Annotated in this window: 11 protein-coding genes; 4 read left to right on the forward strand and 7 right to left on the reverse strand. The window is 54.9% G+C overall.

What is annotated here, in order from left to right; translation table 11 throughout:
- Window positions 1–201: 201 nt before the first annotated feature.
- The 4 genes from KI236_RS00525 (at window position 202) to KI236_RS00540 (ending at window position 11,911) form a co-directional block, all read left to right on the forward strand.
- Complete coding sequence (locus KI236_RS00525) at window positions 202–1,806, forward strand: SipW-dependent-type signal peptide-containing protein (protein WP_212818392.1); 1,605 nt, start codon at window positions 202–204, stop codon at window positions 1,804–1,806.
- Window positions 1,807–1,936: 130 nt separating this feature from the next.
- A complete protein-coding gene (locus tag KI236_RS00530) occupies window positions 1,937–2,617 on the forward strand; it encodes a hypothetical protein (RefSeq protein WP_212818394.1) in 681 nt (226 codons plus the stop codon).
- Between the two features lie 404 nt (window positions 2,618–3,021).
- The gene (locus KI236_RS00535) at window positions 3,022–10,569 is read left to right on the forward strand and encodes a phosphodiester glycosidase family protein (RefSeq protein WP_212818396.1); all 7,548 of its coding nucleotides are present in this window, start codon (window positions 3,022–3,024) and stop codon (window positions 10,567–10,569) included.
- Window positions 10,570–10,684: 115 nt separating this feature from the next.
- The gene (locus KI236_RS00540; protein WP_212818398.1) at window positions 10,685–11,911 is read left to right on the forward strand and encodes a cohesin domain-containing protein; all 1,227 of its coding nucleotides are present in this window, start codon (window positions 10,685–10,687) and stop codon (window positions 11,909–11,911) included.
- A 127-nt stretch (window positions 11,912–12,038) separates the two neighbouring features.
- Here the strand turns inward: KI236_RS00540 and KI236_RS00545 are convergent, their stop codons facing one another.
- From KI236_RS00545 to KI236_RS00575, 7 genes are all read right to left on the reverse strand, one after another.
- Complete coding sequence (locus KI236_RS00545) at window positions 12,039–12,404, reverse strand: arsenate reductase family protein (RefSeq protein WP_212818401.1); 366 nt, start codon at window positions 12,402–12,404, stop codon at window positions 12,039–12,041.
- A gap of 144 nt (window positions 12,405–12,548) precedes the next feature.
- Window positions 12,549–13,298 (reverse strand): EFR1 family ferrodoxin, encoded by a 750-nt coding sequence (locus KI236_RS00550; RefSeq protein ID WP_212818403.1) that lies wholly within the window; start codon window positions 13,296–13,298, stop codon window positions 12,549–12,551.
- Window positions 13,299–13,375: 77 nt separating this feature from the next.
- Window positions 13,376–14,011 (reverse strand): DUF3592 domain-containing protein, encoded by a 636-nt coding sequence (locus KI236_RS00555; RefSeq protein ID WP_212818404.1) that lies wholly within the window; start codon window positions 14,009–14,011, stop codon window positions 13,376–13,378.
- Window positions 14,001–14,921, reverse strand: a complete 921-nt coding sequence (locus KI236_RS00560) for a hypothetical protein (RefSeq protein WP_212818406.1) — start codon at window positions 14,919–14,921, stop codon at window positions 14,001–14,003. Before KI236_RS00560 ends, KI236_RS00555 begins: the two co-directional genes overlap by 11 nt.
- Window positions 14,922–15,134: 213 nt before the next feature.
- A complete protein-coding gene (locus tag KI236_RS00565; RefSeq protein WP_212818408.1) occupies window positions 15,135–16,877 on the reverse strand; it encodes a glutamine--tRNA ligase/YqeY domain fusion protein in 1,743 nt (580 codons plus the stop codon).
- A gap of 79 nt (window positions 16,878–16,956) precedes the next feature.
- Window positions 16,957–17,472: a CYTH domain-containing protein gene (locus tag KI236_RS00570; RefSeq protein ID WP_212818411.1), complete on the reverse strand. Its 516-nt coding sequence runs from the start codon at window positions 17,470–17,472 to the stop codon at window positions 16,957–16,959.
- A 156-nt stretch (window positions 17,473–17,628) separates the two neighbouring features.
- Window positions 17,629–20,322, reverse strand: a complete 2,694-nt coding sequence (locus KI236_RS00575; RefSeq protein WP_212818413.1) for a M28 family peptidase — start codon at window positions 20,320–20,322, stop codon at window positions 17,629–17,631.
- Between the last annotated feature and the right edge of the window lie 103 nt (window positions 20,323–20,425).

A 20,425-nucleotide genomic window follows, 5' to 3' on the forward strand; every position in this document is an offset into this window, starting at 1 on the left:
AGTACATAAGGAGGTTGCGTTTATGCAAACTGCACAACTGACAAATCCCACAACGGGGGGGGGGTGGATGGATGCCCCTGTTAGTCAAAACGACTAATCGCTCTGGGGAAAATGCAAAATGACAAAGCTCCGATTTTGGCGGCATTGTTCGGAGCTTCGGTTCCTGAAATGCCGACAAAATTATGAAGGAGAAAGCAAACAATGACAAACAGCAAATCCACCAAGCGGGCATTGTTCACCAGCGTACTGGCTCTGCTCATGTGCGTGACCATGCTCGTAGGTGCCACCTTCGCGTGGTTCACCGACACCGCATCCACCGGTGTCAACAAGATCCAAGCAGGTAACTTGAAAATGGAGGTTTCTTACAAGAACACCTCAGATGGCGAATTCACAGTTTTGAAGGAAAACACCAATGTTTTCATGGAGAATGCTCTTTGGGAGCCGGGTCATGTTGAGTACGCTGTGCTGAATGTGAAGAACATCGGCACTCTGGCACTCAAGTACAATCTGGGCATTAACATTGCCAGTGAGACCGGCAGCACCAATGTCGACGGAAAAGCATTTAAGCTGTCCGACTACATCCGCTTCGCAGTGCTGGATGGCGACCGGACCGGAAACAGCGTTGACCGTGATGCTCTGGTGGCCGCCGCAACGGACAGCAAGCTCATCAAGGAGGGTTACACCGCAGAGGACAACATGACTGCCGGTGCTAATAAGGTCGTGACCCTGGTTGTCTGGATGCCCACCACCATTGGCAACGAGGCCAATCACAAGACGAGCGCAACTGCTCCGTCCATCGACTTGGGCATCAGCGTGGTGGCTACGCAGTACACGCACGAGAACGACAGCTTCGACAATCAGTACGACAAGGATGCCCAGTATCCGCCCAAGACCATTTCAGTAACGACGGCAGAGGAGTTCACCGCTGCGCTGAAGGATGCCAAAGCGGGTGACACGGTAAAGCTGGCAGCCTCTGTAACCGGCAGCAGCGCGTTTACGGTCAACAAGGAGCTTACTATTGACTTGAACGGTTATACCCTCAACAGCACGAATAAAAATACGCTGAAGCTTGCGTCCGGAGCGGAGCTGACCATGAAGGACAGCAGCGCCGATCAGAGCGGAAAGCTCAGCAACGGTTATGTAGGCAAGGCCGATGTCACAATGATCGATCTCGGAGCTCAAGCCAAGTTTACATTGCTCAGCGGTACGCTGGAGGGCAATGAAAAGGATAATCTCTATTCTATCGTGATCGGCAACAGTGCGAAGAAGGAGTGTACGGTTACCATCGCCGGCGGTACAGTTACGGTTCCTGAGAGGCAGACCAAAAGCCGTGCCATCAGCGCCAGCAATGGCATGACTCTGAACATCTCCGGCGGCCAGATCATCGGCGGTTTGTACGGATTGGATCTGTATACGGGCTCGCATGCCACGGTGACGGGCGGCAGAATTTTGGCGAACGCAAAGGATGGCCGTACCGATGAGTACGGAACATCCTATGCGGTGCACGCCAAGGGCGAAGCAACCCTCACGGTCGGTTCGCTGAGTGTGGAGAGCAGGCCGGAAATCAAGGGCATCAAGTTTGAGTCGAGCGGCGTGAAGACTGAACTCCCGACGATTACGCTGGTGAAGGGTGACATTACAAACCCGGTGTATTCGATGGAGGTAAAATACAACTACTCGCTGTTCAAGCTGGGGATTACGGCCGATGCTCCCGTGACATTCGTGGACGATACGGCGCACTATTTCCTGGCGGACGGTCTGCAGATGGTTCAGAACGGCAGCACATGGAGCGTTGCCGCTCAATAAGGGATAACAGAGGTTTGTCCTCTCCGCCCTCGGGCGGAGGGGCAATCAAAGGGCACATCCCCGGGCGAGGGCGATATGCCTTTTGATTGCCTATCATTTTTCGTGATAACCGTGAAAGGAGCGCAGAAGTATGCGGCTGTTTACCCGGGTGGGCTACCGACCCAAGCGTATCGAAACAAAAGAACAAAGCGATGGCCTTCTTCACCTCCTGGCCCTTTCCGCTGTGGGACTTTGCGCCTGTCTCATCTGCCTGTGCGGGGTAAGTTGGGCGTGGTTTACCGCCACCACCTCCACAGCAGCGACGGTGATTCAGGCTGCCACCTATACGGTCGATGTATCTGCTGAAAACGAGTCTGTAAAAACTACACCCGAGAGCGGCACGACCACGGTCACCTTTGCTGCCGCAGGAGAGTATACTATCACGCTCACCCCCTCCGGCACAGCCCAAAACGGATACTGCAAAATCAGTTATGCCGGGGCCTCCTACTATACCGGGCAGCTCACCACCGACAAATTGCACTTTACGGTAAACGCCGATGCAGACAGCAAGCTGACCGTTACCCCGCAGTGGGGCTCTTACTCCGGTACCCCTAATTTGAGCAGCGACGGTACGATCGGCAACGCAACCGGAACAGCCGGCAATACCGCCGATATGTCAGCGGAGCAAACGACCGCCTCGGCGGCGCCGAGCTACTCTCCGGAGGAAAGCGCGGCCTCCACCCCGGACGCTTCGGCAGACCCGACAACGGCACAGCCTGAAAGCGTCTCCGGCGGCGAACAAGCACCTGCACCGGAGGACAGTAACCGGTAAGTTTAACAGTATAACCCACCTCAAATACGGCAAATCCATGACCTGCCATATTTGGGGCGATTTTTCGACATTCGGCGGCAGATAAACTGCAAAAGACGAGCGCTTTATCGTAAATTTCTTGTCTGCATGACAAAAAACTACAACTGCCTAAAAACTGGGAAAATATATAAATTACCATTTCGAACCGAGAGGGCAACACTTTGAAAAACTTTTTCCGAAATTTTGATTTTTTACCTTGCAATTCCATTTTTAAGGAGTATAATACACTGTAGATATATGTAAGTACAGACTGGAGTATAATTACCAAGCCCCAGGGGGGGTAAGCTCTTTTTGCATTTAAACCGGCGTTGGATAAGAGTGTTCTGTTTTCAAAAATGAAGCCCAATAAAAACAAAGGAGAAGAAATGATGCGAAGAAGAATGCTAACGGTTTTGCTTGCATTGTGCATGGTGGTTTCTCTGATCCCTATGCAGGTGCTGGCGGTGGATGCCAAGGCGGAGGGAGGCCTTGGAACACTGGGGATTCAGCAAATATCAGAGAAAAAATATGCTGTCACACCCGATGTGACAGAGTATGAATGGATATTAAATAATGCTTCGCTGACACAGCAGATGATGGGGCATGTGATGGAGATCAAGGTCGGCAAGGGCTCCACGGCCTCTGTGGCAGTGGGCTACGGTGACGATGACATTAAAACCATTCAAACCGGCAGAAACTGGGCCATGACGGAGACAACCAAGCAGGCGCAGAGTATGCAGACCCGCCGCAGCACCAATGTCGTTGGCGCCATTAACGCCGGAGGCTACGACATGAGCAATGGGCGTCCCACGGGCGCTTTTATCATGAGTGGTACTGTGATCAATGAGCCGACCAGCACTACATTCTGGATCGATAAAGACGGCAATGCGCATATCACAAGCGCGCAGGAATGTAATGCAGCCCTTGCGGACGGCAATGTGCTGGAGGCAGTTGCCAGCTTTGGCGATATTTTTGAAGACGGCCACGCCCGCAGTGACCTTGACAATTCTACCCGTGCATCCCGCACAGCCATCGGCATTAAGGCGGACGGTACGGTGGTAATGATGATGGTAGACGGCCGCCAGGCGCCTTACTCCGTTGGTATGACCATGGCGGAGGTCGGTGCTACAATGGAGTCTCTGGGCTGCGTGCAGGCTGTTAATCTGGACGGCGGCGGCTCCTCCACCTTCGCAACCCAGCGTGAGGGTGAGTCGGAGAACGATACATCGGCTGGCCTGACCCTGCGCTGCCGTCCGTCCGATGGTTACGAGCGCAAGGTGTCCAACACCATTATGGTGCTTTCTAAGGCACAGCCCACAGGGCAGTTCGATCACGCAGTGCTTACACCCAATGCGGAGGTTTACACCCCCGGCAGCACGGTGCAGTTTAGCGCAGCGGGCGTAGATGCAGCCGGCGGCAGTGCAGCTGTTCCCCAGGACGCTGTCTGGACGGTTCTCTCTGGCAGCGGAAGAATTGATGCCAATAGTGGACTTTACACGGCAGCCGATACCTGCGGCAAAGTCACGGTAGGCTTGAAATCCGCTGGAAAAATTGTTGGCCAGACCAGCATTCAGGTTCAGTGGCCGGATAAGCTGGGCTTTACAAACACCAGTGTTTCCATAGACTTTGGCCAGACCAGTGACCTGACCTTCAAGCCCACATGGCAAGGCCGTGAGGTCAAATATAAGGATGGGGACTTTGAGTGGAGTATTGATGAAAATGGCCTGAGTTATAAGCATACCATTAAGGTTGAAGAATACTATTATCCGTTTTGGATGAAAGGCGTGCCCTATTTTGCTGATGCCCGTTGGTATCAGCTAAGCCTTGCACTGGACGGACATGTTGGAGATATCAAAAATGTCAGCTATAAAGTTGACAGCGGTGTTGTCTGCTATAGCTCAGACTATAAAATAGATGCGCTTAAGATTAATGCAGATAAAAACGGAACCGTGTGGGCAACAGAGAGTGTTTCACATATTTCATCCAGTTTTTATAAGAATACAGACGGCGCAGTAATTGCTGATAACATCAAGAATGATGTTGCAAAGAAAAATGCTGCGGGAACAAACTACGACTACGCTGTTCGTGGTTTGAAGCAAACGGCAGATTATTCCTTTTCACTGGGACAATTCTCAGATAACCAATATACCGCTGATTCTGAGACTTCGGTCCGTGGCACGATCCGGGTTGCACTGAAACATGATACCTCCATCGCAGGGCAGATTGAAGCCGTGGTTGGCATGGAACCGTTTGTCCTGATGGACTTTGAGGATCATAATGGCACCAATGCGAAAGAGTACTGGTCCACGCATGTTGGGCCTTCCTCTGCGGGCGGTAGCGGACAGCTCCTTCCCGAAGAAGTGAAAAGAGACCGCCTGTGGATTCGTGATACGACGGGTAAGGGCGTGATTTTCCCTGAAGGATATAATCAGATAGTCAGCGCCGATGAAGATGAAAATGTCCGCTTTGGCCAATATGCGTTTAAGCTCGGCTACGACTTTACGAAAGTTGATCCAACAGTGGTTGCAGCGGCAGACTTTGGCTTTTCGGGAGACCTCCTTGTTAATACGGTACAGCCGACTAAAATCGGTATGTGGATCAAGGTGCCTGCTGCGTGCAAGGGTGACAACTCTGTGCTGAAAGCGGTGTTAAAAGGAGGCGCATTTGAGGCTGACCTCGCAACTTCATATATGAAGTTCAATGAGGACGGCAGCATAAGCTATGTGGACGACAAGCAGCTTAACGGTACAGCAGCCTATGTGCAGTACTATAGTTACAATACTGATGGCACAGTGAGTGGAAGCACACTCAACGACTGGGCCGGTAAGGATTGGACTTGGGTGGAAGCGGACATTTCTTCTTTCCAGATGCCCGTTGACGTTGCGCGCGGTTACACAGTTCGTGTGGTGTCGGCTCAGAACTGTGCCAAAGGCAGTGGCTATCTCTATATCGATAATCTGCAGTTCATCTACGGCACTAATACCAATGATACTACCCGACCAGTGCTGGAATCCATTACGGAGAAGGGCAGCGGCACGGTGCTGGCCGGGAAAGGCTCCACTGTGCTGAGCAGCGGCACTCTCACGTTCTACGCTGTGTATTCTGACAGTGAGCTCACCGACAAGTATGCCACCGGTATCGATCAGAGCGGTATCCGCGTGCTTTTGGACGGCACGGACTACACCGACCAGCTGGAAATCAACGAAGGCTCGCTCTACCTTAAGGGCGTGAACCTCCGTAACGGCTCTCACACCCTCTCAATCCGGCTCAAGGACTTCTACGGCAATGTGACCACCGAGACCCGCACCTTCCGGGTGGAGGATGCCGAGGGTCAGAGATCGGCCATCGATGTGCTGCCCCAGCCGGAGGCTCCGGAGATTGGCAAGGAATACGCCCTCTCCATCGTGAACAACACGGGAGAGCCTGTGACCAAGGCCGAGATCACCGTAGATTTCAGCACCATGGGCAACGCCGCCAAGTATCTGCAGGACGCGATCGTGGAAAGCTCCGATGATTATCTGCTGACACTTGAAAAGACAGATAGGCAGGCAAAGATCACGATCACGCGGAAGTCGGCACAGCGGTCACTGCTGGCACGGCTCTTCGGAGCGGATGATTATGTATCCGAGCTGGGATACCTTATCATCAACATCCCCGCGGACGCTGCGCAGGATAGCAAACTGAAATACACCGTCACGCAGGGAAGCTATACCATTGCCGATGGTACGGAGAACGGCAAGACCTATACCTTCTCCGGCACGGCACAGGAGGTCGCGCTGACGGCCGGTTATCATCTCAACTGCGAATGGGCTATTGTCGGTATGCCCACGGAGCTGACCGTGACAAACGCAGACGGCAATGCCGTCTCCCGCGCGACCATTTATCAGGTGAACGGCGCGGGCGCCTCTGTAAGCATGGGTAAGACGAATATGAAGGGGAAGCTGACCCGTACCTTTGATACGGCGGGAGAGTATACCTTCTACGCGGAAAAGGCCAACAGCGGGCGTTCTTGGAATCAGCGGGTGATCGTCTGTGAGCGGACGGCGGAGAACGAGGGCAAACCCTTTGGCATCATGACCAATGGCGTATCTGAGCCAAATGCTAAGAGCATAACTTGGCTTACCCAGATCGATGGCTCCGCTGCTGTGGCGCAGGTGAAGTATTCCACCAGCGCTGATCTCAGCAATGCCGTGACGGTGGAGGGAACCTCTGCGCTTCAGACCTTTGTGCAGAGCAGCCGCGGCGATGCCCTGCGCAGCAACAGGGTGTATCTTACCGGTCTGCAGCCCGGCGCGACCTATTACTATCAGGTGGGTGACGGGGAGACCTGGTCTGATACGCAGAGCTTTAAGATGCCTGCGGAAGGGGCTGAGTCGACCAACTTCTTCATTCTGGGCGATATTCAGTCCAGCAATACTTCTAATCTGGACAGATCGTTGCGTGCTCTGAGGGATAGCGAGACCAGCTATGACTTCGCTATCCAGACCGGCGACGCCATCGACGATGTGACAAACTACATCGGGAACTGGCGCCCGTTCCTAAACGCGGTCAACAGCAAGACTCTCAGCGGTGTGGACATGATCCATGTTATGGGCAACCACGAATATTATGGCGATCCGGACGGTGAAATTAGTAACGCGATCTATGATTTGCCTGTCAGTACCGAGAATAGCTGGTACAAGATGGAGTATGGTAAGGTTTGTGTTGTTGCTATTAACAACGGAAAGAAACTGGCGGAGACCCTTGCTGATATTGCCGAAAACCTGACCACTGACTGCATCTGGAAAGTTCTTGTAGCCCATGAGCCGATTTATGGCACAGAGTCTGTTTCTGCAACGCCGGAGATTATCTCTTCTATTGAAAAGGCGGGCTTTGACTTTGTGTTCGGTGGGGATGATCACGCTTATGCGCGGACTTATCCTATGATCGGAGGCATAGCGCAGCCTGAAAATAGCCGCGGCGGTGTCGTGTACTATGTCTGCGGTGACCTCAGTGGCAAGAGCAATGAGTTCCATGACCGCGATGAGTATGCAGAAGCGATCTCGCACAACGATTATACCGGTATGTACCTGACGGTGCAGGCAACGACGGAAACCTTCACGGTGCGTGCAATTGACTACCAGGGCAACCTGCTGGATACTTATACCGAGAGGCGTACGGATTGCGAATTGGGCAACCACAAGGTAGATGCTTCCAGCAAGTATGATATGTCCACAGGGACGATTACCTGCGTGACCTGCGGAACGGCGTTGAAGCCCACGGGTGAGTATGCGTTCAGTGGACTGCTGAATACCACCGATGGCAAGCAAGTGATTCTCAAAAATGGCGTACCTATGAAGAACGAGTTTGCATCACGGGGTGACAGCAGATACCATGCCTGTGCGAATGGCTACGCCTATGTCACCGCGCAGAGCGATAGCCGCACCTGCGTAACAGGAGGCTATATCACCTACACCTGTCCGGAATGCGGGGCAAAGGATAGATCTGATTTCCAACGGCCTGTGGACCACAAATGGGATGACAATCACATCTGCACTGTATGCCATACGAAGGGTATTGATATAAACAGCAAGGAAGTCGTCTTTAAGCTGGGAACACCTGAGAAACCTCGCGACCTTACCCCGATACCCAGTTACTACTATAGTGGCAGTGGAGTTCGTCCCGGCAGCTTTGCCAAGCGCGGAGACTATGTTCTGACGCAGAATAACGATGCCAATCTTATTAATGGCAGAATCCCGGACCTCTATGTGCAATGGCCTGACAGCAAAAATGTGGGCAAGGCTGAGATTGAGTGCGAGGGCCGCGGTGATTACTACGGAAGTAAAACCTTGACCTACATTATTGTCCCCAACGATGTAAAGAATCTCAAATGCGAGACTTCCACAGAAACAACGCTGACACTAAGTTGGTCTGCGGCCTTGGGCGCGGAGTATTACGAGGTTTTCCAGTGTAATAAAAACAACGACAAAGGCACAAGAACCTCCTTGGGAACTACCTACGAAACTACATTTAGCGTCACCGGGCTGACAGCGGATACGGACTACTATTTTGTGGCAGCCGGCCGCACGAAAGTTCCTACGGAAAACAACGAGGTCTACAATAGTGCTAAGTGGTCGAATATTCTCCACGCACGGACCGCCCCCAATCCGTCCGATGTCACCGGAGTGAGTGCGGTGGTGGATGGGCAAAGGATTGCCCTTGCGGAAGTCGACGGCGCAAAGTACCTCTTCTTGCCGTCGTCTACGGATTTGACAAAGCTATCTCTGACCTTTGTCACAGAGCCCCTGAGTGATAGAATTGCACTTTCCGGCAACAAGGGAACTGTTTATTGGAGCAGCTCCGTAGATCTTACCGCTGTTGCAGATGTGAATGCAGCCGGATATCGGGAAATCACCGCTTCTGTTGGCAGTGGCCAGACAATAACCTTCCGCGTGATGCAGGCGTCGCCCATTTCTACCGTGTATCTGACCAGTAGTAACTCTGCTCAGGGACGCGATTGGGTAGATAGAGACAAAAAGAATATTACAACCGGATCTATGAGCATGGTCAGCGCGGATGGTGGTTCTATTTACTCCGGTGAACTTAAGCAAATTAAGGCGCGGGGCAATTCTACCTTTACCTATGCAGATAAGAAATCCTATCAGATCAAGCTGAACACGGCTTCTGATCTGCTGGGGAATCAGGAGCAGGTAAAGACTTGGGTGCTGCTGGCGAGCTACTTTGATGCGACGCAGATGCATGACAAGCTTATGAAGGACCTGGCAACTAAGCTGGGCCTTGCGTATACCGCAAGCTGTAATTGGGTAAACCTTTACTATGACGGTGAGTATCGCGGCGTCTATCTGCTCAGCGAGAAGAACTCTGTTGGTGCAGCTTCCGTGGCCATAACTGACATGGAAGAGGCGTACAAAGCACAAAACCCAAGCTATGGAGACAATATGAGCACCGCCTTGTCTCAGAATGCCTACGGCCAGCAATTCCAATACACAAAGGGACTGCAGGAGCCTGCAAATATAACAGGTGGCTACCTTATCGAGCTGAACCACAATATGTGGGATGAGGCCAGTGGCTTCAAGACTCGCCAGGGTGTTGCGTTCAATGTCAAGAGCCCTGAGTGGTGCGGCGAAGCGGCCATGCGTTATATAAGCGAGTATTATCAGGACTTTGAGGACGCTGTTTACGCAACAGACAAATCCGGCGCTTATACGGGCTATAATGCCTCTACCGGGAAGTATTTCTATGACTATGTGGATATGGATTCACTGGTCAAGGTATTCCTTCTGCAGGAACTGTCGCTGAATTGTGATGGATTTATTTCCTCGGTCTACTTCTACAAGGATGCAGACGGCAAGATGTTTGCTGGTCCCATCTGGGATCAGGATATGACCTTCGGTACCGGCTGGACCAAGACAAATGCTGCTGACATTGAGGACTATCACTATCTGGCAAAGGCGCTGATTCAAATTCCGGCCTTTAAGACTGCGGTAGTCGAGTATTACAGCAGCACCTTTGCTCCGGCAGTGCGGGAGTGGCTGGGTAATAATGGTACGATTGCACATCACTATAACCTCCTGAAGGACAGTGCAGCCATGAACTATAAGCTTTGGGACTTCATTCGCATTGGTGATCCGAAGGCCGACGGCCACATTTGGCAGGGCGCAAGCTATGACAGTGTCGTGGCAGACATGACCTCGTGGATCGAGGCACGGCTGTCCGTTATGGATAAGCGCTTTGCCCAGCAGACGACCTTGGCAGGAGATGTCAACGGAGATGGCGATGTTGATATTTTCGATGTCTACGCACTGAGTCGCTACCTTGCGGGGTATGAGGTAGAAGGTATCATTCCTGCTAATGGCGATATCAATGGCGATGGCGATGTTGATATTTTTGATGCTTGGACGCTTCAGCGTCGACTGGCTGGCTATAACGACTGAGTCATCCCCCCTGTCTCTGTCGGGGGTGCCAATAAAAAGGCACCCCCGATGGATCAAACCTCATTCGTGTATCCTGTGATACAACACATTTTTATAATGAAAGGAAAGAAAAAACATGAAAAACAGAAAACGCGTGCTGTCTGTTCTTCTTGCTCTGGCGGTGGTATTTACCATGTGCATTACCGCGGCTGTGGCAGTTGATACAGGTAGCGGTAGTGCAGCTAAAGTTACCGTTGAGACTGTGAATAAAGCGGTCAAAGTGGGCGACACGGTTACGCTGAATGTCTCCATTGCAGGGAACCCGGGCTTTGCGGCTTTTGACTTTACCGTCAAGTATGACGAAGGTAAGCTGGAGCTGGCAAAAGCTGAAAAGGGAAATAATATTGAGGGCAGCTTTACCGGCAATAAAGAGACGGGAAAGGTGAATCTCTATGTTGCTGCCGATAAAAAGGAATATACAGAGGATGGCGTGCTGTTTACCTTGACATTCGATGTAAAAGCAGATTGCACAGATGGTGCGCAGGTAACGCTTGAGACCACCACCTTTAAGAATGCGCAGAATGTTAAGCTCGACCCGACCATTGTGGCTGGCGGCATCAATGTGACCACTGGCGGCAGCACCACTGGCGGTAGCACCACCGGCGGCAGCACCACTGGCGGTAGCACCACTGGCGGCAGCACCACTGGCGGCAGCACCACCGGCGGTAGCACCACTGGCGGCAGCACCACTGGCGGCAGCACCACCGGCGGCAGCACCACTGGCGGCAGCACCACCGGCGGCAGCACCACTGGCGGCAGCACCACCGGCGGCAGCACCACTGGCGGCAGCACCACTGGCGGCAGCACCACTGGCGGCAGCACTACTGGCGGTAGCACCACTGGCGGCAGCACTACTGGCGGTAGCACCACCGGCGGCGGCACCACTGGCGGCGGTAGCACTGTGGTTTACAATATCATCGAGGGTGCCAACGGCTCTTGGACGCAGAACAGCGACGGCACCCTGACCGTCCGTGTAGACGGCGTATTCAGCAAGTTTACAGACGTGAAGGTGGACGGGAAACGCCTCATTGCCGGTAAAGATTATACGGCGAAGTCTGGCTCGACGATTGTTACGCTGAGCAAGGATTATCTTGCAACGCTGTCTGTTGGCCAGCACACCCTTACCGTTGTATTTAATGACGGCTACGGTGAAGCCACTTTCGCAGTAACCCCCGACAATACCACCAACAATCCGCAAACCGGTGATCACAGTGGCATTGTTCTGGCTGTTGTGGTATTGCTCGTCAGTGGCGGCGCTCTGACTGTGCTTGGCATTGCAAAGAAAAAGTCTGGCAAGTGCTAAGAAACGCAAAGTGAAGTAACCGTCAAATATAACCGCGCATAAAACACCAGGGCTGGCAGGTCATTGACCTGCCAGCCCTGGTTCGTTTATTTAGTGACCGTCAAATCACACCGCGCAGCACCCGGCGTCAGTTTTTAACATCGGCAGAGAGCTGCTCTGCCCACGCACTTTCCTTGAATCCCACCAGCACAAAGTCGTCGCCTACCAGCATCGGGCGCTTGACCAGCATCCCGTCTGTAGCCAGGAGCTGCAGCATTTCCTCCTCACCCATGGTGGGGAGCTTTTCTTTTAGCCCCATGGATTTATACAGCAGGCCGCTGGTGTTGAAAAATTTCTTCAGCGGCAAGCCGCTGCGCCGATGCCATGCAGCCAGCTCGTCATAGGTGGGGTGCTCTCCCTTGATATCCCGGAGAGTATAGGCGATGTGGTTATCCTCCAGCCACCTTTGCGCCCTTTGGCAGGTGGTGCATTTAGGGTAACAGAGAAAGATCATTTTTCCACGCTCCTTTTAAAATTGATTTTACCATACTGGGTCACGGTTGCCCGACTAAAGGGCTGAGGCGATGGACGCAGTCACACCGATCGGTGAGGAGCTGTGTGATCTGCAATCCCCGGGGCACACGGCAAAACGCCGCCCTTACAGTGCCTCCAGTCGATACCGGGGCTTGCCCACGCTCTTTTTCCCGTATTCAATGGCCTCTGTGGGGCAGTAGCTGATGCAGGCCATGCAGTGGGTACAGTTTCCGCCCCAGACGGGCTTGCCGCTTCGAAGAACGATATTATTGGTGGGGCAGAGCTGCGCGCATCGGCCGCAGCCGGTGCAGGCGGCTCCGGCCGCAAAGGCCCTGTCCTTCACCACCAGAGCGTAAAAGACCGGATTCACCGGCCCGCTGACCACCCGGTCATAGAGGTTATTCCGGAGCGGGGCAAAGGCTTCGCCTGCGGCGAGGGCGGCAATGGCCCGGTCTATGTCCGGCTCGGCCCGGGTCACGATCTGCCGGGACTCCTCCACGCCGGGCACACGAAACAGGGCAATGTAGTTCTCCGGCATCACCACCTGGGCCGTACCCATGTAGCTGAGTCCCATCTCCCGGCTAAGGGCCCGGTTATACTTTTCCGCGTTCCCGATCTCACTGCCGCAGGTCATAAGAAACCACACCCGTTTCGCCCCGGGGAATTTCGCTTTCTGCAGCCAATCCCCCACAAGACGGGGAATGCGCCAGGCGTAGGTGGGGGTCACCACGATCAGCCGCTCCCCGGTCTCCACCGGCGAATAGTCCCCGGCCTTAATGCGCTCATTCAGGCTGCACAGCGGCTCCCCCAGGGCCCGGGCCACCCGCCCGGCCACATATCGGCTGTTCCCGGTGCCCGAAAAATACAGTACCATGTTTTTGCTCCTCTCTTCGGTTGCAGTGTCTGAAAGTCCATAAATTCGCCGCACCCGCCGTCCGGATGGGGGGTGAATTAGAATCTCGCATTTTGGATGAGCATGAGGATAAATCCAAAAAGCAGGAATATGAGTATCGGTGCAAGGGTTCGGAGGATATTGCGTATCCCCATAACTATATCGCGGGCTGAGGGTGCGGGGGCTTTGGGGGGCGCGGCGCGTTCCTCTTCCGGCGGTGCGTAGTCTGGGATCTCGCTTCGATGCAGTCCCCGCAGAAGCCTCCGCAGCAGGCCGAGAATGCCCGTCATGAAAAACCCAGGCACGGCAAGAATCGTTCCTATGATCACCAGGGCAAGGTCATTGCCGCCGGGTGCCAAAATGCCGGTGGAGTTTTCCGGGGCGTTCGGATCATATTTGATGCGGATGGACCTTCCCACCTCGATAGAGTTCGCCAGGGGGCCGTACTCGCCCGTGTAGCGCGTGCCATCCACTTCATATTCATAGGTCATCGAATAGCTGATGCCGCCCCTGCCAACTCTGCTTCCGTTCAACTGGGAAATGCCCGTAATGTATGCATTTCCAAATACCCAATCCGTCTGCTTGTACGATTGAATATAAGTATTGGCCCCCATATAAAACATAAAGAGGCCGATAAGCAGCGCCGCAACGCCCCAGCCCTGTATCACAGACCGAAAAACCGAATCATTCTTCATCTTCTTTTGCCCTCTCGATCCTGGCGACCAGCTCGTTCATCTCTCGCTCGTAGAGCGATTTGTCATAGAGAACCCGGTGTGTCCGGTTTGCGCGGTCAGTGAATTTCATGTAGTAAGCGTAATATGTTTCGTGTCTGCGCGTACCCCGCTCCGCCTCCACGAGACAGCAGTCCAGAATGTCGCCGTAGCGGTAGTACCGCCCGTCGAAGGGGTTGGTGCGGCAGTAAAAGCCGTCCTTCTGGATCTTTAGCTTGAAAAACAGCCCGTGGGAAAAAACCTTAACGACCGGAATCAGCACAACGGCGACCGGAATTATGCGCAGAATCAGCGGCATGGAGGTCCACACAAAAAGAATCAAGTAAAGCACCGGCAAGAGAAGCACCGCGAAGATCATAAGTCCCCCGACCTTCTTTTTGCCGGGGATGACGAACTCGCGGTCACGGTCATCCTCTTCGCGGCTGGCTCCCACGGCCTCAACCCGCTCAATCATATAATCCACTGCGTCGATGTTGGGGTCAAGCACGAGAAATCTCGACCGTTTCCCATCCATCGTCTCAAAATTGCAGTAGGTCGCCTGCTGTAAATCCGTCTCTTTGTCGGTGGCGAGCCACATGCTGCGAATCTCGCGGTAGCGGTAGTACCGCCCGTTGCCGGGTTTGGTCCGAAAATAAAAGCCGTTTTGATCCACAAGCAACTTGAAAGACATCGCACCGTATGCGGACAGAACGCAGATGATAGCAAAAAAGGCTGTCAGCCCGCCGAGTCCAACAAAGGCACCGTCGTGTGCGGTGTAAAGCCAGAATGTGAATCCCCCGGAGACCGCCGTCGTGATGGCAACTGCGATGACCGCAGTCCAGCTGCTGGTGATCTTATACTTCCAGTTTCTTTCTTCCATTTTATTCTCCATCATGAATCCCTTTCCCCTGCGGAGCTTATATAGAAATAGTATATCTCAAAATCCAAAAAAAGCCAATATTTTCATGAACATTCAGACATTTCTTTTCCTTATGCGCTCCCATGTCCGGGTGGGCTTGGCGGTTACGGAAAAGCCTGCCGGCGGCAACGCCGGGTGCGGGACGAGAAAAATCCCCCGGAGCGGGCTCCGGGGGAGGGAAGATGGGGCTTATTTTTTGAAGCTGTCCTTCAGAGAGACGCTGCGGTTAAAGACCAGGTGGTCTGCGGTACAGTGGCGGTTATCCATGCAGAAATAGCCGGTGCGCATAAACTGGAAGGTAGGGGCGTTGGTGCCGGTGCGGTTTTCCCGCTTGTCAAATTCGGCAGCCACGGCAGCCATCCTCTTTTCCACCTTGCATCCGGTGAGGATGGAGAGAGAGTCGGGGTTCAGACAGTCCAGGAAATTCTTGTCCGGCCCATCGGGCTGGGCGTCGGAGAAGAGGTTGTCATAGAGCCGCACCTCGGCATCCAGGCAGTTTTCCGCGTCAACCCAGTGGAGCGTCGCGCCCTTGACCTTGCGGCCGTCGGCGGGATCGCCGCCCCGGGAATCGGGGTCATATTCGCACAGGACCTCCGTCACCCGGCCGCTTTCATCCTTCACGCAGCCGGTGCATTTCACCAGATACGCGCCCTTCAGGCGGCACTCGGGGCCGTCTGGGTACAGGCGCTTATACTTGGGGATGGGCTGCTCCATGAAGTCGTCGGCCTCCATCCACAGGTGGCGGCTGAAGGTGATCTCGTGGGTGCCCTGGGTGGGGTCGGTGGGATTGTTCTCCACCTGAAAAACCTCGCTCCGTCCCTCGGGATAGTTGGTAACGGTGAGCTTGATGGGGCGCAGGACGGCCATAGTGCGCTCGGCGGTGGCGTTCAGATCCTCCCGCAGGCAGTGCTCCAAAAAGCCGTACTCCACCACATTGGGGGACTTGGCCACGCCGATGCGCTCGCAGAAATTGCGGATGGAGGCGGCGGTGTAGCCCCGGCGGCGCAGGCCGCCCAGGGTGGGCATACGGGGATCGTCCCAGCCGGAGACCCGGCCCTCCTCCACCAAGGCCCGGAGCTTGCGCTTGGACATGACGGTGTGGTCGATGCCCAGCCGGGCAAACTCGATCTGCCGGGGATGGGCGGGCAGCTCGCAGTGCTCAATGACCCAGTTGTACAGCGGCCTATGGGCCTCAAACTCCAGGGAGCAGAGGCTGTGGGTGATACCCTCCAGGGCATCCTGGATGGGATGGGCGAAGTCGTACATGGGATAGATGCACCACTTGTCACCCTGGCGGTGGTGATGCATATGGTTGATACGGTAGATGACCGGGTCGCGCATATTGAAGTTGCCGCTGGCAAGATCGATCTTAGCCCGCAGGGTCATGGCTCCGTTGGGAAACTCCCCGGCGCGCATACGGCGAAACAGGTCCAGGCTTTCCTCCATAGGCCGGTCCCGGTAGGGGGAGACGGCGGGCACACCGATGTCGCCCCGGTTGGCCTTGAATTCCTCCGGGGTGAGCTGGCACACATAGGCCAGCCCCTTTTGGATCAGCAGCTCCGCCTGGCGGTAGTCCTCTTCAAAATAGTCGCTGCCGTAGAAGAAACGGTCGCCCCAGTCGAAGCCCAGCCAGTGGATGTCCTGCTTGATGGCCTCCACGAACTCCTCGTCCTCCTTGGTAGGGTTGGTGTCGTCCATGCGGAGGTTGCAGAGACCGCCGAACTTCTCGGCGGTGCCGAAGTCGATGCACAGGGCCTTGCAGTGGCCGATGTGCAGGTAGCCGTTGGGCTCCGGCGGGAAGCGGGTGTGTACGGTCATGCCCTGGTACTGGCCGCCCGGGGCCAGATCCTCGGTGATGAAATTATAGATAAAGTTGCTGCTCTCGGCGCGCTCCGGCTCGCCGGAGGTGATGACTTTGGTTTCCTCGCTCATATGCATCGGCTCCTTATGGTAGATTACAGAAATACCTAATTATTATAAAGGGTATTGGGGGAAAAAGCAAGGCTTCCTTTTACAGAAGCTCATTTTCCGCCGGAATGCGCCGGGAGAGGGCGGCATTGCTGAATCGGTGGTCGCCGGTAAGCTCCCGAATTACGCGGATGCCGTGGGGAAAGCGGAAGGGGGCGTCCTCCCGGGGCAGCTCTATCTCCATGACGGCGTAGTGAGGCCAAAAGGGGTAGAGGTCGATTTCAAAGGTGTACGGCCCCTCAGGCAGGCAGTAGCGGGTCTTGTAGATGGTCTGGGTCATGGGGTCCCGGCGGGAGAGATAGGCCTCGTATGCCTCCGGGGTAATTGCCTCCTCCTGCTCCAGGCGGGTGAGGGCGGTACGGTCGATTTTCACAGTGTGGAAAAAGGCCACGCCGTCCTGCCCCTCCCGACGGCGGACCCGCTCGGTCTGGTGGGGCGGGGAGAGAAGATAGGTCTGCTCCATGGAATAGACCCGGGTGCAGCGCCTGTCCAGCTCCGCCGTGTCCGGACGGAGAATGAGAAAGCGGCGCTCGATCTCCAAGGGCTCCGAGCTGTTCATAAAATCCCTCCCGAAAAAGCTTTCTATAAAATAATTATATCTGCCTTACAGGGGAATTGCAAGATGTATTCCCACGCGCTCGACATAAAAAGGCTGGGCGGACAGCAACACTGTCCGCCCAGCCGTAGGGTCTAAGGGTATGAGGTTCAGTGAAAATCACTGGGTCACGCGTCTGCGCAGCAGCAGCACACCGGCGCCGGACACGGCCAGCAGAGCAAACATGGCTACGATGGGCATAGTGTCACCGGTAGCGGGATTGCTTGCGGGGAGCTTTTCAAATACCACCTGGATGGTATCGCCGGAGGCCAGCTTATCCAGCTTGGCAACCTTGCCTACGCTCTTGCCGTTGAGCAGCACATCCTTAATGGCGTAGCCGCTGTCCGGCGTGATGGTGGCCTCGGTCATATCCTGGTTGAAGGTGACCTTGCCTCCCTCATTGGTTTTGGCGGTGGGGTTCACGAAGGGGATGAGCACATCGTCCTCGGTGAGCTCCTTGGTAGCCTGAGGATCGGCAAACAGCTTGCCGCAGTTCTGGCAGTACCAGAACTCAATGTTGCCGGGCTCGCTGAAGGTAGGCGCCGCAGCGTCGATCTTCACAAGACCGGTGTGGGTCACCTCATCCTGCAGATACTCATCGGCGCAGGCCAGAGCCAGAGCCAAACGCTGCTCCAGCAGGTCCAGCAGCTCCGCCTGGGTATCCCGGAAGATCTGGCTGGGCGCATCCAGCAGGTACTCGGCGGGGGAGGCCAGGGCCTCCTTGTACCAGTCGGCCCAGGCCTGGAGCACTTCCTTCTCATTAGCCAGGGCAGCGGTGAAATCCTTGCCGTGGGCCAGGGTGTAGATGCGGTGGTTCTCGGTGTTGGCCTGCTCCATGTCGAAGCGGTCCAGGGCGGCCATCATTACGGTGCCCAGGATCTCCAGGGCCAGGGCTTCGTTGCCGTCGGTGGCGTTGGCGATCATCAGGGCGGTGGCCATGGTGGTAATGCTCACATTCTCCATCTCCCGGGCGCTGGACATATTCAGCGTATCCACGGAGGAGTGGTAGGTGTAGTCGGTGAAGTGCCAGGTCAGCAGGGCGGGCACATTCTGGGCCAGGAACCGGGAGTGGTCGCTGCCGCCCTCATAGGGGCACACATCCACCCGGAAGTCGCTGTCGTGATAGTTGATCACGCCCTGGGCGGCATACATATAGAGATCGTTGAGGAAGAAGCCCTCCTGGAACATACCCTCATAGGAGCCGGCGCCCCACAGGGTGTGGGAGTCGGGCAGACGGATAAACTGACCGTCGGGATCGGCAAAGGTCTCATCGTAATAGGAATCCGTTTCCCAGGGCAGGGTATCCAGGGTATAATTGTACTTGGCGGAGGGATCGGGGGTCTTTTCAATGCGCATGACGCCGCCGGTCTTATCGGGATCTTCGCCCACCATGTCCATGTCCAGCGCGGAGATGACCTTGGCCTTTTCATCGGGATGGCTGTTCAGCCACAAGGTAGCCAGATTCATCTCGTCGCCCCACAGGAAGGTGATGGTGCGCTCAGGCCGGGCAATGGCGCCGCTGTCCACCATCTTCTTCAGAGCGGTGGCCAGGCCCAGCAGGGAGGCAACGCCGGTGGCATTGTCGTTGGAGCCGGGCTCCTGCACATGGGCGCAGATGATGACCCGCTCATCGGGCTTGGAGGCGCCCTTGATCTCGGCCATGGTCACAGCCTGACCCTTGCCGCCGTTAGAGGCGTCATTCATGGCATAGGTGCGGCCAATGCTGATGTTGGTGGCGTATACGGGGGTGCCGTCGGCCTTCTCCAGCAGCTCCAGCAGAGCGGCCTTCTGATCGTTGGAGAACTGCCACTCCACAATGGGCTTGCCGGTCTCGGTCTGGGCGGCGGTGGTTTTCAGAGCTGCGCCGGAGGCATACCGGGCGGAGTAAACAAAGGGCTCCAGGATGTTGCCGTTTTCATCTCTGGGGGTGCTGTAGTTATTGAGGCTGGCGGTGGACATCACGGCAATAGCGCCGGTCTGCTGCGCCAGGGCAAAGGCATTGCGGAGAGAGGAATCCGTCAGGATGACCTTGCCGGAGAGGTTGGCATTGGCCTCGTCCACAGTGGGATACTTGGTGCAGGTATAGGAGCCGCTCTTGCCGCTGACAGCGCCCACATACACCACCTCGCCGGTGACGCCTACGGCGTCGGCGGGCTTGGTGCCGCCGGGCTCAGTGAAGCAGCTGTTCCAGGCCAGGTGGCAGCGCTTGTTCAGCTCGGCCTCCTTGCCATTGAGCACATTGACGCGGTTGCCGCCAGCGTCCTTCTCGGTGATCCACTTCCACATGTCGTCAATGGAATCGACACCGTAATGCTCTTTATATGTATCGGTGGTGGGATTGAAGCCGTAAGACTCCACATTGACACGGTCAATGAGCTTGTCCACGCCGTCAAAATTGGCGTTGGTGGTAATGGAGAGCTTTGCGTACTCAGGATCCCAGGTCAGAGTATCTACATCATAATAAGTGACCCATGAATAGTCTTTGTCGTGTTGGCCACTCATGTCGTTGGAACCTTTGGTTCCCAGGGCCACGGATTTACCGCCGGTGAACGCATAGCCGGCCGCCTTCAGCTGGTCCACCACAAAGGTGTCGATCACCTGGTTTTGCCAGGAGCCGCCGGTGGTGCGCCAACCCAGGTAAACATAGGACAGATAGTCGAAGATTTTTTCACCGTCCACATATTTGCCAAGGGTCTCAACCAGAGTCTGCATTTCCGTGGTTTCCTCATCGTTTTTCGCGAATGCGGGGGTCGTCATGCCCATGATCAGGCACAAGGAAAGAATCAGCGCTAAAAATGTCTTGATTTTTTTCATTTTCGTACCCTCTTTTCGTCTTTTTTCAAATTTGCCGGATTCTGCTAACAAAAGACCTCCCTTCCAATATAATTACTATATTCATAATACCATGGGAAACAAA

It is taken from the genome of Vescimonas fastidiosa (assembly GCF_018326305.1).
Lineage (GTDB): Bacteria > Bacillota > Clostridia > Oscillospirales > Oscillospiraceae > Vescimonas > Vescimonas fastidiosa.

Bases quoted from the DNA above. Each gene is read 5' to 3' on its own strand.
- KI236_RS00525 (WP_212818392.1), top strand. From the start codon at position 202: ATGACAAACAGCAAATCCACCAAGCGGGCATTGTTCACCAGCGTACTG.
- KI236_RS00530 (WP_212818394.1), top strand. From the start codon at position 1,937: ATGCGGCTGTTTACCCGGGTGGGCTACCGACCCAAGCGTATCGAAACA.
- KI236_RS00535 (WP_212818396.1), top strand. From the start codon at position 3,022: ATGATGCGAAGAAGAATGCTAACGGTTTTGCTTGCATTGTGCATGGTG.
- KI236_RS00540 (WP_212818398.1), top strand. From the start codon at position 10,685: ATGAAAAACAGAAAACGCGTGCTGTCTGTTCTTCTTGCTCTGGCGGTG.
- KI236_RS00545 (WP_212818401.1), bottom strand. From the start codon at position 12,404: ATGATCTTTCTCTGTTACCCTAAATGCACCACCTGCCAAAGGGCGCAA.
- KI236_RS00550 (WP_212818403.1), bottom strand. From the start codon at position 13,298: ATGGTACTGTATTTTTCGGGCACCGGGAACAGCCGATATGTGGCCGGG.
- KI236_RS00555 (WP_212818404.1), bottom strand. From the start codon at position 14,011: ATGAAGAATGATTCGGTTTTTCGGTCTGTGATACAGGGCTGGGGCGTT.
- KI236_RS00560 (WP_212818406.1), bottom strand. From the start codon at position 14,921: ATGATGGAGAATAAAATGGAAGAAAGAAACTGGAAGTATAAGATCACC.
- KI236_RS00565 (WP_212818408.1), bottom strand. From the start codon at position 16,877: ATGAGCGAGGAAACCAAAGTCATCACCTCCGGCGAGCCGGAGCGCGCC.
- KI236_RS00570 (WP_212818411.1), bottom strand. From the start codon at position 17,472: ATGAACAGCTCGGAGCCCTTGGAGATCGAGCGCCGCTTTCTCATTCTC.
- KI236_RS00575 (WP_212818413.1), bottom strand. From the start codon at position 20,322: ATGAAAAAAATCAAGACATTTTTAGCGCTGATTCTTTCCTTGTGCCTG.